Annotated in this window: 17 protein-coding genes and 1 pseudogene; 12 read left to right on the top strand and 6 right to left on the bottom strand. The window is 40.9% G+C overall.

Going from position 1 to position 16,743, the window contains the following annotated elements; genetic code table 11:
• Positions 1–60 precede the first annotated feature (60 nt).
• The 4 genes from KXD93_RS00875 (at position 61) to KXD93_RS00860 (ending at position 5,314) form a co-directional block, all read left to right on the top strand.
• Positions 61–858, top strand: coding sequence for a helix-turn-helix domain-containing protein (locus KXD93_RS00875; RefSeq protein ID WP_258134966.1), 798 nt, complete (start codon positions 61–63; stop codon positions 856–858).
• Positions 859–960: 102 nt separating this feature from the next.
• A complete protein-coding gene (locus KXD93_RS00870) occupies positions 961–1,368 on the top strand; it encodes a VOC family protein (protein WP_258134965.1) in 408 nt (135 codons plus the stop codon).
• Between the two features lie 20 nt (positions 1,369–1,388).
• Entirely contained in the window at positions 1,389–2,003 is a 615-nt protein-coding gene (locus KXD93_RS00865; RefSeq protein ID WP_258134964.1) for a YdeI/OmpD-associated family protein, read from the top strand.
• A 485-nt stretch (positions 2,004–2,488) separates the two neighbouring features.
• Entirely contained in the window at positions 2,489–5,314 is a 2,826-nt protein-coding gene (locus KXD93_RS00860; RefSeq protein WP_258134963.1) for a lantibiotic dehydratase, read from the top strand.
• 310 nt (positions 5,315–5,624) lie between these two features.
• Here KXD93_RS00860 and KXD93_RS00855 read toward each other — a convergent pair.
• Together KXD93_RS00855 and KXD93_RS00850 are read right to left on the bottom strand one after the other, a co-directional pair.
• Positions 5,625–6,362 (bottom strand): annotated as a pseudogene (locus tag KXD93_RS00855) (histidine kinase); the annotation flags it as partial.
• A 243-nt stretch (positions 6,363–6,605) separates the two neighbouring features.
• On the bottom strand, positions 6,606–7,337 hold the full coding sequence (locus tag KXD93_RS00850; RefSeq protein WP_258134962.1) for a LytR/AlgR family response regulator transcription factor: 732 nt from the start codon (positions 7,335–7,337) through the stop codon (positions 6,606–6,608).
• Between the two features lie 304 nt (positions 7,338–7,641).
• Between KXD93_RS00850 and KXD93_RS00845 the strand changes: the two genes are divergently transcribed.
• Together KXD93_RS00845 and KXD93_RS00840 are read left to right on the top strand one after the other, a co-directional pair.
• Positions 7,642–8,385: a LytR/AlgR family response regulator transcription factor gene (locus KXD93_RS00845; protein WP_258134961.1), complete on the top strand. Its 744-nt coding sequence runs from the start codon at positions 7,642–7,644 to the stop codon at positions 8,383–8,385.
• 590 nt (positions 8,386–8,975) lie between these two features.
• The gene (locus KXD93_RS00840) at positions 8,976–9,401 is read left to right on the top strand and encodes a hypothetical protein (RefSeq protein ID WP_258134960.1); all 426 of its coding nucleotides are present in this window, start codon (positions 8,976–8,978) and stop codon (positions 9,399–9,401) included.
• 13 nt (positions 9,402–9,414) lie between these two features.
• Here KXD93_RS00840 and KXD93_RS00835 read toward each other — a convergent pair whose 3' ends face one another.
• The 4 genes from KXD93_RS00835 to KXD93_RS00820 all read right to left on the bottom strand — a co-directional run bounded on the left by KXD93_RS00835 (position 9,415) and on the right by KXD93_RS00820 (position 12,392).
• Positions 9,415–9,864, bottom strand: coding sequence for a DUF4395 domain-containing protein (locus KXD93_RS00835; protein WP_258134959.1), 450 nt, complete (start codon positions 9,862–9,864; stop codon positions 9,415–9,417).
• Positions 9,865–10,011: 147 nt separating this feature from the next.
• The gene (locus KXD93_RS00830) at positions 10,012–10,653 is read right to left on the bottom strand and encodes a redoxin domain-containing protein (RefSeq protein ID WP_258134958.1); all 642 of its coding nucleotides are present in this window, start codon (positions 10,651–10,653) and stop codon (positions 10,012–10,014) included.
• 388 nt (positions 10,654–11,041) lie between these two features.
• Positions 11,042–11,392, bottom strand: a complete 351-nt coding sequence (locus tag KXD93_RS00825; RefSeq protein WP_258134957.1) for a DUF488 domain-containing protein — start codon at positions 11,390–11,392, stop codon at positions 11,042–11,044.
• A gap of 43 nt (positions 11,393–11,435) precedes the next feature.
• Positions 11,436–12,392, bottom strand: a complete 957-nt coding sequence (locus KXD93_RS00820; RefSeq protein ID WP_258134956.1) for an MBL fold metallo-hydrolase — start codon at positions 12,390–12,392, stop codon at positions 11,436–11,438.
• A gap of 207 nt (positions 12,393–12,599) precedes the next feature.
• Between KXD93_RS00820 and KXD93_RS00815 the strand changes: the two genes are divergently transcribed.
• The 6 genes from KXD93_RS00815 to KXD93_RS00790 are packed head-to-tail and all read left to right on the top strand — an operon-like array spanning position 12,600 to position 16,743.
• The gene (locus tag KXD93_RS00815; protein ID WP_258134955.1) at positions 12,600–13,319 is read left to right on the top strand and encodes an SDR family NAD(P)-dependent oxidoreductase; all 720 of its coding nucleotides are present in this window, start codon (positions 12,600–12,602) and stop codon (positions 13,317–13,319) included.
• Positions 13,316–13,912 (top strand): hypothetical protein, encoded by a 597-nt coding sequence (locus KXD93_RS00810; protein WP_258134954.1) that lies wholly within the window; start codon positions 13,316–13,318, stop codon positions 13,910–13,912. The genes KXD93_RS00815 and KXD93_RS00810 overlap by 4 nt, the downstream gene beginning before the upstream one ends.
• 1 nt (position 13,913) lies before the next feature.
• On the top strand, positions 13,914–14,189 hold the full coding sequence (locus KXD93_RS00805) for an acyl carrier protein (protein ID WP_258134953.1): 276 nt from the start codon (positions 13,914–13,916) through the stop codon (positions 14,187–14,189).
• A gap of 3 nt (positions 14,190–14,192) precedes the next feature.
• Entirely contained in the window at positions 14,193–15,542 is a 1,350-nt protein-coding gene (locus tag KXD93_RS00800; RefSeq protein WP_258134952.1) for a beta-ketoacyl-[acyl-carrier-protein] synthase family protein, read from the top strand.
• Positions 15,543–16,361 carry an enoyl-ACP reductase FabI gene (locus KXD93_RS00795; protein WP_258134951.1) on the top strand — a complete coding sequence of 273 codons (819 nt, stop codon included), beginning with the start codon at positions 15,543–15,545 and terminating at the stop codon, positions 16,359–16,361.
• Positions 16,345–16,743, top strand: a complete 399-nt coding sequence (locus KXD93_RS00790) for a holo-ACP synthase (protein ID WP_258134950.1) — start codon at positions 16,345–16,347, stop codon at positions 16,741–16,743. Before KXD93_RS00795 ends, KXD93_RS00790 begins: the two co-directional genes overlap by 17 nt.

The raw sequence follows: 16,743 nt of genomic DNA, 5'->3' as shown, positions 1-16,743 counted from the left end.
AACGATTTTCTGGCCTCTATTCCTTGGCCAGGTCGAACCACTGATCCAAACTTTTACTGTTTGCGATTAAAGCAGCTCGACCAGGAGTTGCAGGTATACCGGCCACCTTTTAAACGTTCCTTTTATTTTTTCGCCCTGTTCTTCAATTCCGGCAAGATAGAAGTTAACTATGGCCATGAAACCATTCATGATCCTGATTCCTATCTTGTCTTTCATTCACCCAATCTTGTGTATAGCTTTGCTCATAATAATGCATTGGAAGGTTATGTGATTTATTTTAAACCGGAATGTTTCTCATTCTTCAAACCAGACTTTCACCAGCAATTTCCGCTATTTGATATATCACATACCAACCTATTTAAGTTTGACCACGCCACATTCAAACAGTTAGCGCCGCATTTTGAAGCTGTATTTACCACTTATGAAAGGTCGGGCAAAGCGCAGCATATTGAAGCAAGGATAAAGTTGCTCGGCTTGCTCTACTATCTGGAAGACTTTGCAATAGAAAAGAAAAAGGACATTCACCCGGCCACAACGCAACAGATCCTGTTACGAAAATTTATCCAGTTGATAAATAACCATTATATTGATAAGCGTACGGTGCAGGAATACGCAGATATGCTCTCAGTTACCGCAAATTATCTCTCGCAATCTGTTAAACAGGCGTCGGGAAAAAATGCCCTCACATTTATCGCCGGGCGTCTGGCCACAGAAGCTAAATCGCTTATCCAATACACCGATTTTGAGATAGCCGAAGTTGCCTATCAGCTTAATTTTTCAGACCCTGCCAATTTTGGCAAATTCTTCAAAAAACAGGCAGGCCTCTCGCCCTCGGAGTTCCGCAAACGGTGCAAGTAATTAAATTGACCTGTTTATCCAAGTTTTCGACCAAATCTTTTGTGTCTTGCTAAGTTTCTTTGTTCCGTTATTAAATATATCCTAAACGATCAGTTTAAAAATATGGCTACTAAGGTATTTATCAATCTGCCAGTGAAGAACCTGGCTAAGTCTATAGAGTTCTTCGGCAATTTAGGCTTTTCTTTTAATCCGCAATTTACAGATGAGAAGGCCGGCTGCATGATTGTGAGCGACAGTATTTTTGTAATGCTGCTTACTGACAACTATTTCAAATCTTTTATTGATACTGAAATATGCGACGCACGCCATTCCACCGAAGTACTTATTGCGCTTGACGCAGCGTCGGCAGATGAAGTGAAACAATTTATCAGCAAAGCCGAATCACTGGGCGGAAATATCTATGCCCAGGCACAGGATCGGGGCTGGATGTACCAACACAGCTTTGCCGATCTGGACGGTCACAAATGGGAAATGGCTTACCTGGATATGAGTCAGCTCCCACAATCGTAAATATTAAAAAATCAAACATCATGAACTACAATTCAGCTGTGGATGCTTACATAGCCAACTCGGAAGACTTTGCAAAACCAATTCTTGAGCACTGGCGCCGGCTTATTTATGAAAATTCCCCCGATGCAGAAGAGACGATAAAATGGAGTTTACCTCATTTTGAGTATAACGGCGATAACATGTGTGTAGTGGCATCGTATAAAAACCACTGCTCCTTCACGTTCCTGAAGGCCGAACTGATGACCGATCCGCGCCTGAAGGCAAACAAGGACTTAAAACCGATCCAACGATTTTTGGGAAAGATCAGTAAATTAGGAGATCTGCCGCCAGACGAGGAATTTATTGCTATGCTTAAAGAAGCCATGCAATTAAACGAAAAAGGCATAAAGGTAAAAAGAGAGAAGCCGGAATCTGATAAACCCAAGGTACTGGAGACGCCCGATTATCTGCTGGCTGCATTAGTAGCTACCCCCAAAGCAAAAGAAGTTTTTGAAAACAAATCCAACTCTTTCCGCAAGGAATATATTGTTTGGATTACCGACGCCAAAACCGACGAAACACGACAAAAAAGAATAAATGACGCTTTAGAATGGATAGCCGAAGGAAAAGGCAGGTTTTGGAAACATCAAAAATAAACATCCTAAGACACTATACTACCTTGTACTAAAACTACCGGGAATAAGACATATGAAACCGGTCCTAATATGTATAACCATAGGCAAAAATGGCAGGTTACGCGTTCACCTTACACTACAGGAAGTGCCGTTCTAAGTACAACAGTTCATTAAACAATAGCTGTTTTTATGAAGGTTCCAATAGAATTTTCTATTGGTCATTTATTTGAACTACTATTGACTTCTGGCACCTGATGAGATAAAAAAAGCTACTGAGGCAGAATGAGTTGATATAAATTCAGCTGATTAAGGCAATAAAGATAGAAAGGGTTTATTCCTTCGCATTAAAAAAGCCTATCTTTAAGCATCCTGATCGCTTATTATGACACCTTCTTCCTTACCCCGCCAGCTACCTGCTTACACCAAGTTAATCATCCGGCATCTGCGTCCATCTATCCTCCTCGCGGCACAAAATCAATCAGTAATTTTTATTCAACCGGCAGTCAATGAAAATTAAATTATTGGACGTGATTCTGTGTCGCACACCGGCATTCGGCCTAGCTGATGAGATTGGAGAGAAATGGGACAGTTTAAAATACCTTATAAACGAAGCGTCTCCAGCATTTGCAGAAATAGTTGAACGTGTTGGGGTAAATGAATTAAAAGATTTGAATGAAAAGGCGGCCTTCACTGCATGGAAGTATTTCAACAGGGCCAAATACCGGGCCACTCCGTTCGGCAGTTTTGCAGCAATTACCACAATGCCTCACGCAACAGGCGAGAGCAATCAGCCGATCATAGAGCGTAAAATCTCGGCCATTGAATTTACTAATTGGAATAAAAAGGACCTGCTAACAATGGACCTGGGGAAACTCGCCGTTAATTCCCAATGTTTTCAAACCAACTCTACAATTTATCTCGTTGGCAAAGAAAACCGTTACATCCGCCATCGCAATGAATATTTTGAAATAGCTTCGGTAAATAACTTCCCCGAGCTTAATGCCATCTTAGATTTCTGTAACGAAAAAAAAAGCGCTAAGCACGTTTTTGAATTCATGGCATCCGAATTTCAGATGCGGGAAAAAGACACCTTAAACTTACTTACCCAGCTACTGGAATCGCAATTGATACTAAGCGATCTATTTCCAAATATAACCGGTACGGATTATTTCAAAAGACTAGATATCATTAACCCGAGTAATGGAAACAGCTATATAATAGCGGAGCGCAAACTTATTTCCGGTGGATTCGACAGCCGGAAGCTCCGGAATCTTCCGGGGCTGATAGATTTTCTATCGAATTATTTACCCGGGACAAAAAACGAGACGTTAAACAATTTCAAAAGTGCGTTTTCAAAAAAATTTGAGCAGCGGGCCATTCCGTTAACTATTGCCATGGATCCGGAGACAGGCGTGGGTTATGCCGACCTGGGGCAGTCCCAAACCGACCAAGCGTTAGAGGAATTCATAAGATCAGCTAAAAGGGAAGAACAGCCAAATCTTCAAATTAACTATTCACCACTCCATCGTTTTTTACTGAATGGAATTATATCAGGCGGGCAGATCAGCCTGGATGAGTTTGAGGAACCTGCCAGGCAGTCATCCCCTCCTCTGCCTAATACCTTCAGCCTTCTGCTGCGTTTGTGGAATAATCAGCCGGTTATTGAAAATGCCGGCGGTTGCACTGCCAGCGCTTTATTGGGTCGCTTTACCATTGCCAATGAAGAAGTTGAAACCTTTGGTCGTAAAATAGCCGATTTAGAAGAGCGGGCAAATCCCGATATTGTTTTTTTCGACATCGCCTACCAGGTCGAAAAGCAGGTAGACAATGTGAACCGTCGCAAGCAACTGTATGCGCATGAATTGCCTATATTAACATGGTCGTGCCACCCCTCGCCTATGCGCTTAGATGACCTGTTGGTTGCGGTAAAAGGTGGTGAAGTGATCTTATGGTCTAAAAAATATAACAAACGGGCAATCCCGAGAATTCCGTCTGCCTATAATTACACGCGTTCTGATCTCGCCGTATACCGTTTTCTTTGCGACCTGCAGTTTCAAAACATCAACGCCGATCTTAACTTTAAGATCCGGCATTTCTTTCCTGGCCTCCTACGGTACCCACGCGTTGTTTACAAGGAGATCGTTGTATCTCCGGCGATGTGGCTGGTTCCTAAACAATTTAAGAAAGCTAAAAACCTTCAACTAAAAAAGGAGTTAACGGGCTGGTTGATGAATGAGGGGATTTTTTCCTTCTTCAAAGCAGGAAATTCAGACCAAACCTTGTGTTTTGATCCAAATAATGATAATGACATTGATCAGTTCCTTCTTTTTTGCGCGAACTATCCGGATAACGAACTTTATATCTCGGAAGCTTTAGTCTCAAAATTAGATGGAATCAGGGACGAAGAAGGCAAAAGCTATTCCGCCGAGTATATCGTTAGCTATGCCCATGAAAACCCGGTTTATAAGGGCGAACAGAACCTGGCTTTTGATAAAATTAACGATATGGAAGTCCCCGGTGGCGACTGGTTGTATTTCGAGATCTATTGCCACCCATCACGAAGCAACGAAATCCTGCTAAATAGAATTACACTTTTTTTAAAGGACCTTACCACAGATCTCCAAAAATGGTTTTTCATCCGGTATGACGATCCGGCGCCGCACATCCGGCTAAGACTCAACCTTAGGGAAACAAGCGAAGCTTATAGCCACATAAGCAGGCTAAAGGCAATTCTCGAGCAAGATTATACAAGCGGACTGATCTCAGACATCCAGGTTAAAACCTATTTTAGAGAAACAGCGCGCTATGGCTTGGAGAGAATGTCGCTTGCAGAGGAATTTTTCAGTGCGGATAGTAAATATATTCTTCAACTATTGCGAAAAGGGAACGGAACCGATCACCTTTACAAAGCAACATTGGCATGGATGCAACAACTGGTGGGGCATTGTTTTTCAAATATTGGAGATCAAGTTATTTTCGTTCAAAATATGGCTGATAACTTCAGCACGGAAATGGGTATGGGACCGGAAAACTTTAAAAAATTGAACTTGTCCTTTCAGCAGCTCAAAAAACAATTACCAAACGATGACCAGATAGTTCGCTTACGTCTACCGGGCAAGCAAGAAAACCTATTCTTAAAAATCCTGAGCAAGTGCGACACTGCTGACGAACGTTTTAAAATAACTGCCGATCTGATCCACATGCATGTTAACCGGCTATTTTTTGCAGACCAACGGGCTCATGAAGCAATTCTTTACCAGCATCTTTTAAAAACTTTGAAGACCCGCCGTGCGCTTTCAGTTGCGCAACAGGGATCTCAACAACAACCTTAAAATAGCCGACTTCATCTGCCTCGTAGGTAAATTGCACCCCGGCGCCATAGGCAAATTTTAGCCGTCGTTCAATATTGTCCAATCCTTTATTGTTGCTGGTTGTTGCTACACGTTTATTGATCAAATTGCTTGTTTTTATAAAAAACCTATCGTCGCTTATATACATATTAACACTTGCCTCATGATCCGCGTTAACTAGATTGCCGTGCTTAAATATATTTTCTACGAGTGTTAACAAAATCAAAGGAATAAGTCTGATATTCCTGGTCTGCTCGTCGTAGTTCAGTCTAAAACTCAGGTTATGATTTTTCCTCATCTGGTTCAAATAAAGCAGGTTTTCTACCTGGTCTATTTCATCTCCCAACAAAACATAATCACCCATTCTGTCCGAGTCGATAGCATAGCGCATCATTTCCGAAAGTGTGATAATAGCATCAGCCGCCACCGGCGACGACCCAACAACATTGTGATAAATAAAATCAAGCGTATTGAACAGAAAGTGCGGATTAATCTGGGCCTTCAGAAATGCGTTTTGCGCCTGGCTTAATTCCTGTTCAGTTTTTTGGCGATAGATGATATCATTTAAGCGTTGCTTTTCAAGTTCATCCGTTTTCTTCTTTTCCTTAATATAATTTATAATGAAATAATAACCTGTTGAATAACCTATGAAATAAACTCCCCTATAAATGTATTTTAGACAAAATTGATATGTTAATTTAAAGTGAGAATCTGTGGTAAAAACGTGAAATGCCTTTAATAAAAAATCCACCCAATAGGACGCATAAATATATACCGAAAACTCAAAAACGATGATCAGGGGCAATTTCCAAATCGCTTTTTTAGTATTTTTCAGAGCCCAGGGCAACGCATAGTCCGAATGGGCATAAAAAAGTATCAGAACACAGGCATAGTGTCCGGCGTAAGTGAAAAAGTCACCATAATCACCAAATATCAGCCCAATAATTACCACCTCGTAAAAGATAAATAATATCCATACCAGCAGGTGAAGCCTGTATCTCTTAAACCATTTTTCAAAAATCTTTTTCATGTTGTTAACCAATTCTGAATAGGAAAATGACCTTTACATCCCGCTCTTTTTTACTGGTCTAAATTTCACCATAAGTTTCATAAAAAAGTTATGAAACACAAACAATTTAAAATCAGCAACAATACACTTTTTGTGTACAAATCTAAGAGAAATCCGTCTAACCCCACGGAAACAACAACAACGACGACAGCCACAACAATGACGCACACCGGCATTTTAAGAGGTAATGGCGTAAAATAATTGTTATTCACTACGTTTGGCTTTCACTAGTTTCTCCGACAAAAACGCGGTAAAATCCTTACGATAGTATTCACCAACGGTAATTTGTACGCCGTTAACCATTTGGATTGTATTGCCGTTTATTGACTCGATATGCTCCTTGTTGAGCACAAAGCTGCGTTGGTATTGAACAAAATTTGGCAGCTGTTCAAATGTTTTGGAGATCTCGGTAAGCGACATGTAAGTAAGAATCTGTTTCGACAAGGTGTGGATAAGCACGTAGTTCTGTTTGCTCTCAATTGCAACCACCTCGTCGAAACGGATCTTAACAATTTTTAAGTGGTCATTTTTATTCTTAACAAAGAAAAAATCGCCGGCATTTTTGGTCTCAGTTTGTGCCGGGAATAGCTTTGCTATAGTTGAGGCAAATTTCGACAGCGAATATGGCTTTAACAGGTATGCATCTGCATCAACCTCAAAAGCCTCGTACCCGTATTGTGTATGACCGGTAGTGAATACCAGTTTGTTGGTTTTCTGCCTGATCTGCCGTGATAGTTCGATGCCAGAAATTTGCGGCATATCAATATCAAGCAATATCAGGTCGGTTTTGTTATCACCTGAAAGCTCCATCAAAGCGTCAACCGGACTGGTGTAACAATGCTCCAGCTTTAAACTGGGAATGGCAGCTATATAGTTTTTTAGCCCCTCGATGGCGTGCGGTTCATCATCTATAATAATACATTTATATTGATCCATAAAAACAACCCTTAGATATCCCTGCTTAATTTATCATTTCAAATACAACCTTTATTATAACAATTGTTTTCTGCTATTACAAATAATAAACCATCAATTAGCATACGTGATTAAGAATAAAAACCCGTTTATGTAGAAAACCAGCCATTTGGGGTAAAAAATAAAGGTTAACCTGTCAATAAAGCTAAATTAGCAACGTTTATAATACCTGGGAATACATCCCTATGAAAAATAAAGTATTGCTTACCTTGTTTGGAAAATCAAATACCTGTTTAAATTTCCAGATAATTATATTTGAACCTATATGTTGAAATGTATCATAATAGACGACGAACAATTTTCTGTTGAGGCTTTGGTAAAGTATATAGAGCTGGTGCCAAGATTGGAAGTTGTGGCAATTTACACAAATCCAAAGGAGGCATTGGAAGGTATTACCTCAGAAACACCCGTTGATCTGCTTTTTATGGATATTGATATGCCGTTTTTGTCGGGGATTGAACTGGCAAAGGTCATACGTTCAAAAACAAAGAAGCTAATTTTCACCACATCTCACTCAAAATATGCATTTGACGCCTTCGAAGCCGAGGGTGACGCTTATCTGCTAAAGCCTTACTCCTTTGCAAAATTTTCGTCAACCATTAACCGGTTATTCCCTGATGGGGAAACTGCCAGAGCTGCAGAAGTAACAAACGAGGAGGACTACTTCATGGTGAAGAACAAGGAGGAAGACCTGCGGATAGTAAAAGTACGTTACAAGGACGTTGTGGCCTTTGAAAGCCTGCACAACTATATAAAAATATACCTTGTTACCAATAAAACACTTGTTGCCTACCTTACCATCAAGGACATTATGGAGATCCTGAGGCCACATAATGAATTCAGGCAATTTCACAGGGCATTTATCATTTCAACCGACTTTATCAATTACATTGAGGGTAACATGATAAAAATGAACAATAACCTGAGCTTTACAATTGGCGAAAGCTATAAAGCCGACTTCTCTGCCTATATGTCAAATAAATTACTAAAAACTTCCAGGAGAAACTAATTCCTATACATAATATCAAATTGTCATACCCTTCTTGACGAATTGTCTGTGCGTATATTTCTACAAAAATTGCGTTTGTTGATTAGGAGAAAATAGTGGATTTTGGGGAGAGGGATCTTATGCCTGGCCAGACGAACTGCCTGCCAATTGTGATAAGGTTTAGGTTTATAATTATATCTAAAAGTGCAATGTTTAAATTTCAAAAAGAGGAAAATTACCCAAACACCTACTTTTCCTGTACAGAACCCAGTATTTTCTTAAAAAATCAATCGGAAACTCTTTAAAAGTTAGTTCAAGTACGTTAAGCCCGGCGAAAAATTTATCTGCTTTCTCTTTTCTTACGAGATATTGGCCCTTATCAAAGCATCCCGGACCAATGTGTACCTACAAATTCGATAAAGCGCCGTTCTCAAACAGATAGCTCATAACAATAATTTAACATGTGTACAGCATTCCTATCTAAGCAATAATTAAACTACCTCATTACTAACACATTGATAAATTAATATTAATCTCAATTCCAATAGTTAACATAATGATAACATTGATGTAACTTTATAATAACTTATCTTTGCAGCAATCCGTAAACCATGAAAAAAGAAAGCACGACACCGTTAGTAAAAGAAGAAAAGGAAACTGCTAAGAAAACCATCAAGGCAAGTTTAATGACCGAATTAAAGGCGTTTGCCGCCAAACTTGGTCACACCTCGAAAAAAATTGAGAAGGAAATTGAAAAGGCCGCAAAAAACCTGGCAAAGAAGCTGGCAAAACCCGCTGAAGCCGTAAAGGTAGCCAAAGCGCCAAAAATTAAAGAAGTTAAGGCTGCTCCTGCTATTAAAGCGGTTAAAACTCCAAAAGTTGCAGCTACCGATAAAAAAGAGGTAGTGGCTACGCTAGCACCAGCAAAAAGGGAAACTCCGGTAAAAACTGTTGAAGTAAAAAAAGAAAGCCCTGTAAAACCAGTTGCAGTAAAAAAAGAGGCTGCAAAACCCGCTGTTAAAAAAACAAGCAAATAATTTAATGTTAAACTTACGAAGTTTTTGAAAGCTTCGTAAGTTTAAACAGCCCATAAGCATAGCACCCCGCGCAGAACCCAAAAAATGATTCCAGCGCCGCAAATATTATCAATATTCCTGCTGCTATTTGTGATATAAGCGTTAATTGCAAAACTACAGCCACTAGTATAAATCCCGAAAAGAGAAGACCAACCAAGGCCGCAAATCTTTTTGGCGCCCGATCGGTTGGTTTATTTTTTATCTTCAGCTGTTTTACTACCGTGTCGCTCAGAATTCCCAACGGACTATATTTGTTGAAGTTAAAAGAGCGTAGGGCAAAATCGGCAAAAAGCAATGCCGCAAATAGCCAGCTATTAGTTACTACGAAAACCACTGTTAATAACAGCACAAAAAAAGCGACTATCCTTACTTTATTTTCGTTGACGCTTATATTATCTATAGGGCATTCTAAATTATTGCTCATATATTTCTAACTCTCCAGCCAAAGGTATCTAAAATAGGCAAGGTCAATTTTTCTTGAATGGCGAAACTTAAAAGCTGGCTCTTCAATACCTTTACTCAACCACTAAAAGATTACCGCCATCCTCGTTTTCCCTTAATTATTAAATTATCACGCAGATTTACGAGCATTAAGGTCCACGCTTGCCTTGTAAACTGCATCCAGCAACTCACCGGTTTGCAAAGGTTGGTCAGCGTTCCAATTGCTGTGACTGAATACAACCTGGTTGTACGGCGTTACTACAAAGTTGGCAAGAAAGGGTACGTGTGCATCAATGCCTGAAAAGCGTTCCCAAACAGGGCTATTTACATCAAATACTCCAAAAGCTTCAGCAAGCTTACCCGTTGCGTCAAAATAAAAATTCAGCGTTAAATTGTTGTCCCATGCAGCCTTTTCCAGTTCGGAGCTGCGGCCCTCGGTAATAACAAGATGATTACCTCCATTGGCTTTTATCCCGGTGTTTATTTCACTTAGCCTGGTAATAAAATCAAGTCCCTCGTTTTTCCAGTGGTGTGAGTAAAAGCTAATAACCAGCGGCTTGCTCAACAACTGCCTTGCCGACAAATGAATATTATTCCCTGCCCCATTTAAAAACTGGCGCCATGCGTTAAAATCATTGGCAAATGTTAGCGCAGGTGCAACATCTCCTTTTCTTAAAGGGCTCAATGCTTTATATTTTTTGAATTTAAGGTTGAGTTCCGGCTCTATCTCCAGGAGTTCAAAATGCGGGTATTTATTTAGTGAGGATGACATAGTTGTATTTTTTAGTTGTTTATTATTGTTCATTTAAAATAGCTGATCATTAGCGACAACAATAAACAAGGCCGTATTGAGGCTTTAAAAACCTGCCAGGAAAAAAGCTAAACTGTATTTGAATCGGAAAAACTAATTGCATTATTGTATGTGTTGGTGTTTAATTGTGAAAGAATCTTGTAGAAACAGATTTGTTTAACAGCAACAACACATTCGCATATTATTATAATACGGATAAAGAAGAGATGGGATATGGATTAACTTAATATTCACAATGCTATCGGCATTTTGCCTGTTGCAAATGTAATATATTAATATATAATTCCTATAGAATTAATAGATTATTTTAATGAAAATGTAGATCATTTGAGTTTCAGCCAGAAGAACATTATGATGTCTGCAAAAACTCGCACAAAACCAATGCATGATTTTGATGTTCATTACGCGCCGCGTATAGCAGGGTTACTGTTTCATGATCCTTTATCAGGGACAAAAATTCGCTCACAGCAGGATTCTCCTTTAGCTCCAATAAGTATTTATGCCGAAACACGTCCCATTCGCTAATATCCTGGTGATACCACTTCCTTAAAGCATCCGATGGAGCAATAGCTTTCATCCACTTATCAATTCCGGCATCTTCCTTTTTCATTCCTCTTGGCCACAAGCGGTCTACCAGAATACGATAGCCATCGGTAACCGCCGCCGGTTCGTAAATACGTTTGATTGCAATATTTTCCATAGGGCGCCTTATTTCATTGCATTGTTTTTCTAAGATCCGGCCACTATAAATCAATCTCCCTCCCCTGCTCCGGAAAAATTAAATTAAGCTTTAACTCATTTTGTTTTCTCAACTGCGCTTTAAGTTTGTTGATATTATCTTGTGGTGGCTTAACGTGCGTGATCACCAAATTGAATCCATTTAAAGTATCGCTGCCGGTTAGCATAGCAAGATCGTCCATCTCCCTCATCAGCCAATTCGGGGTTAAGTGACCAAATAGTGTTTTGTCAGGTTGTTCGTTAGGAAACGAAGTCTCTATCATTATTGCTTTTAATTGCTTGCTCTTAACCAGCGGTGATATTGCTTCCCATAGTAAATGCAGGCTATGGCTTTTTTCTATTTCATCAGGCCCCACATCACCTAAATATAAAATATAGGCCCCACCACTCTTTACTAAAAAAGCTGTGCTTTGTAAGTTTGAGTGGCTAAGCGGAAAGGCGCGAACACTCATTTCCGTGTTTTTGATAGCCAAAACACTATCTGGCGTTAACACCTGGTAATGGTATTTCTTTATTTGCGGCGCCTCGCCCTCATCAGCAAAGTTGGCCCAACTCTCCCATGTAAAATAATGGGTTTTTATAGTTTCCAAACAACTCGATAAGCCATAGATGGATTTGGTCGAATCATCCGGTGAATTAATTATCAACCCGGCAACGTGATCCAAATGTGCATGCGAAATAAAATAACCTTTGATATACTTTTTCAACACCTGCTCCGCCGGAATATAAAACACTTTATTGGCGATGGCCTTTTCTATCCCATAATGCAGCGTGCCCGCATCAAGGCAAATGTAATTGTCACTGCCTGCCGGGGCGACCATATAGGCCGACAAATTGCTTTCGTCTATGCCGCCCTTGATACCCAGGGGAATTATTTTGAAGGATTTGTTGCCTTGCGAAAGGCCCACAAACGGCAACATCAGGAAAATCAAAGCGTTTATTATGAGACATTTGCGTAACATACCTGGTTATGGATATCTATTACTGAATTTATTAAAATAGGATGCCTAAATTATTATTATAATTTAACATGTTTGCAGCCGAATTGATTTAATGTGTCAGTCCCCTCGAAAGTATCGTTCAAAGTCGATCTACACCAATAAGCATTAATCACTTTATTTTTATTTATTATATTGCAGCAAATATTAATTGGATCGTCGCCAAACCTAATGGAGAAAAAAAAGATATTAATTACCGGGGCTAGTAAGGGGCTTGGATTGGCCATTTCAAAAAAGTTAGCAGGCGAATACACTTTAATATTACACGCATCGAAGCCGGAGAGCTTTACTGAAATAATTCCTGGCAGTCATATTTTATGCGCCGATTTTTCGGATGCCGATGCTATAAATAGCTTTTGTAAACAACTAAAAAAAGAGCACGGCGACCTGTATGGGGTGATAAATAATGCAGGCGTTACCTACGACAAGCCGCTTAACTACCAGCCTGAAAAGGAAATTGATGCCATGCTGAATGTAAACCTTAAGGCTCCTATCCTGATCTGTAAAACAGCGATGAAGATCTTTAGCCTTACACAAGAGGGCGTAATTATAAATATCAGTTCAGTAGTTGGCGAAAGTGGCAATGCATTTCAATCTGTTTATGCCGCTACAAAAGCGGGGTTAGCTGCATTGTCAAGATCATTGGCGCAAGAGGCTGCCGCCACTAATACTGAACATAAAATCAGGGTATTAAGTGTATCCCCTGGTTTTATTGAAACAGACATGACAGCCGGAATTCCGGAAGCAATAAAACAGAAATATTTTAATATGATTCCAGCTAAAAGGTTTGGAAAGGTTGATGATGTGGCGGATACGATTGAATTCCTGCTTTCAGAAAAGGCATCATACATTAACGGAACAAATATCCACATCAACGGCGGCTTAATATGACAGAAGAAGAAAGGGCGGCTTATTTCGAAATTCTTCAACACGGCAACCTGGTTGGAGTAGATCCCTCAAAGCTATTGCTGCATGGCCCAACAAAAAGATTGGTGCACAATTATCATTGGCATTCGCCTGCTAAGGGGATAGTAGCCAGCTATTCGCCAACCGAAAGGGATGTGGAGGACCATTTCGGCGTATTTCGTGGTGTGGACCAGGTGGAAGCATTTGCGCAGGCAACCATTGTTTCGTGCGCTACATTTTCAGAATGCCGCAAGCAAAATTGCCTGCCGGATGTGTTGCGGGATAAATTTGTCCCTGCATTTATCAGTATTGGAAACGTTAACTTTCAGAATTATCTTGAGCTGGGCGATACCTTTATCAGCATTGGCAATATTACCTTTTACAAATGGCGGCAAATGGTTTGTGATGGCCGTATTTATCGGGTGCCAAAGGGATTAGATCTGGATGAATATTTTAGTGACTTTACCGAAGAAAGATTATTAAAGTATGATATTAGCAAAGATTTTGTGAAGGTAGCCGAACTGCATGATATAACCGGAAGGGCGATTTTAATAGAACAATTTAACAAATTAGCATAATATGGAAAACGAAAGACAAGAGATACTTGACGGCTTACTGGAAGTTTTAAAAACGGTACGTACTATTGATCCGGAGAGATTGGTTGGCGTTACCGAAGAAACCGACTTTCTTACGGACCTGAGCACACCATCAACCGAACTGATCAATATTGCAGCAAAGGTTGAGCAAAAGTTCGATATCGAATTTGAAGACGAAGATATCGACCGCATGGGCTCGAAAGTTAAGGACGTTATCGACCTGATAATAATGGTGAAGGAACGCACGGCAAATAAATAATATATGAACGTAACAGGCAGAAAAGTAGCAGTTGTTGGTATGGGCGGGGCTTTTCCAACCTGTACAGATTTGGATGATTTTGATAGAAAATTATTCTCAAGCCAGAGTTTAATCCGCGAATGGCCTAAGGCGCGGGCCTATGAAAAGCAGATCAGATCGATGGTGGCAGGTTATATTACAGAACCTGAAATGAACCTGGAAGCTATTCACCCTGTGCCTGAAACCGAATGGCCTGAAACTTATGTCGATCACCTTGGTCGTATTCCCGATTTAAACCTTGCAACTGCTGATCTTGGTTGCGTATGGGCAATGTTAGGTGCACTGGAATCCATCAAAATGGCCGGCTGGACGACTGCTGAAACAGAGTCGGAGCAAACCGGCGTGGTAATAGCCTCAGGCGGTGGCGGAAACGTAGTATCTCGCCATGCCTGGCACGCGTTTTATGAGCTTGGCAAAAAAACCCGGATGGCCGGCTCGCATACTGTCGACCGTGCCATGTCATACCGTGAAGCTGCTAACGTATCGTGCCTGATAAAAAACAAAGGGGTTTGTGAGTCCATCATATCTGCTTGCGCAACCGGCTTAGGCAATATTGGCTATGCCTATCGTTTGATAAAATTCGGCCTGCAGGACCGCGCTATTACCGGCGGTGTTGAAGGCACCGCGTTAGAGACTTTTATTGGTTTTGATGCCATGCAGGTGTTAAGCAAGGGCTTTACACCTGAACAAAGCTCACGCCCGTTCGATTTAAAAAGAAATGGCTTTGTTTGCTCATTCGGCGCAGGTATAGTTGCTCTGGAGGAATACGAAATGGCAAAGGCCCGTGGCGCAAACATCCTTGGTGTTATTGATGAATATTTTAACAATTCCGATGGTGATGGCAACATGTTCTATCCATCTTACGATGGCCAAAAAAGGTTATGGAAAGGCCTGATGGCAGGAGGAAATATCAAGCCTGATGTTGTTAAGGTGCATGGCACTGCCACACCTGTTGGCGATATCCTGGAATTGATCAGTGTTGTTGACACCATTGGTGAGGAAGGTTACCATATTGCGGCGCCGAAGGCACAGTTTGGCCACATGCTGGGGGCTGCCGGCTCGGTTGAATTTATCACAGCACTCTTAATGCTTAAAAACCAAAAAGTGTTACCGTGCATAAACTCTGATGAGCTGAACCCCGAAATAGAATCCTTTCAAAAGAAGGAAGGTTGGCAGGGCTCAGATAAACCTGCGGCTGCTTACAGGCACCTGATATCGCAGGAAGTTGTAGCTAAGGAGATTAACCAGATTGTTTGTTTAAATTACGGTTTTGGCGGAACAAACAGCGCGATGGCTGTTTCAAGAGACATATAAATGATAGATAACAAAGGTAAAGTTGCGGTGATATTCGGTGTACGGAACGAAAGCTCCATCGCTTATGATATCGCCGTAAAGCTGCATCGTTCGGGCTGTATAATTGCACTAAGCTATGTTGCTGATACTAAAGATGAGGTTTTATACCTGATGCAACAAAATGGCATGGATCCCAAGCTATCCGCAGAGGTTGACGTGCGATTAGAGGAAGAGATCAGTGCATTTATGCGGATGGTTTATGATAAAGTCGGCCCGATAGACTATGTGCTGCACGGCGTGGCGTTCGGAACACAGTCGGTTATGTGCTATAGCCTACCGGGCAGCAATGAACCGGCTCCCTCCTACATCGATATCCCGTTTGATGATTTAATGGATGCATTTAATATCAGTGCCTATTCGTTACTACGGGTTTGCCGGGTTGCCCAACCGTTACTTTCTAAAAATGCATCTATTTTAACGCTTACCTATAATGCATCGCAAAGGGTATTCCCGGGGTATGCCGGAATGGCAATTTGCAAGGCAGCATTAGAAAATATAATGATCTATCTCGCCAGCCATTTCAGGGGCACCGGCGTACGCGTAAATGCTATTTCGGCGGGCCTGGTAATGACCACCTCTTCCGGTGGAATCTTTGGCGTACGAAAGCTGCGTAAAATGGGTAAGTTTACCGCCCCGCTTGGTAATATCGACTCAGGAGATGTGGGTGATGCCGCCTTGTATTACTTCTCTGATCTTTCAAAAAGAGTTTCCGGTAATATCCATTTTGTTGACGGCGGTTTTAATATTATGGGGCTTGGTGTGGATGGAGAAAGCAATTAAAAAAACATTGGATGAACTGATCCCGGCACAAAAATTTTCGGCAGGCAACGATATTGTGTTCATTCCTGATTTCGAAAAATCATTTACCGAGTCGTTCAAAAATAAAGTCTACACAGCAAATGAGATTGCCTATTGCGATCAATTTGAAAATCCGTTACTCCGTTACGCATCCACGTGGGCAGCTAAGGAAGCTGTATACAAGGCCGTAAAACAAATTGATCCATCAGCCCTCGGCCCCAAAAAGATCGAGATCCTGCGTGATAAGCCAGTTGGCAGGCCTACGGTAATTATTCACCGCGATTCTGCTAAATTTGATATTGCCCTGTCAATCTCGCACGACGGCGATTATGCGTGGGCAATTGCCTTTATAGAAAATCTGTAA

Source organism: Mucilaginibacter phenanthrenivorans, assembly GCF_024721155.1.
GTDB classification, from domain to species: Bacteria; Bacteroidota; Bacteroidia; order Sphingobacteriales; family Sphingobacteriaceae; genus Mucilaginibacter; species Mucilaginibacter phenanthrenivorans.
The sequence above is the reverse complement of the archived record's forward strand: the minus strand, read 5'-3'. Positions and strand labels throughout refer to the sequence as shown.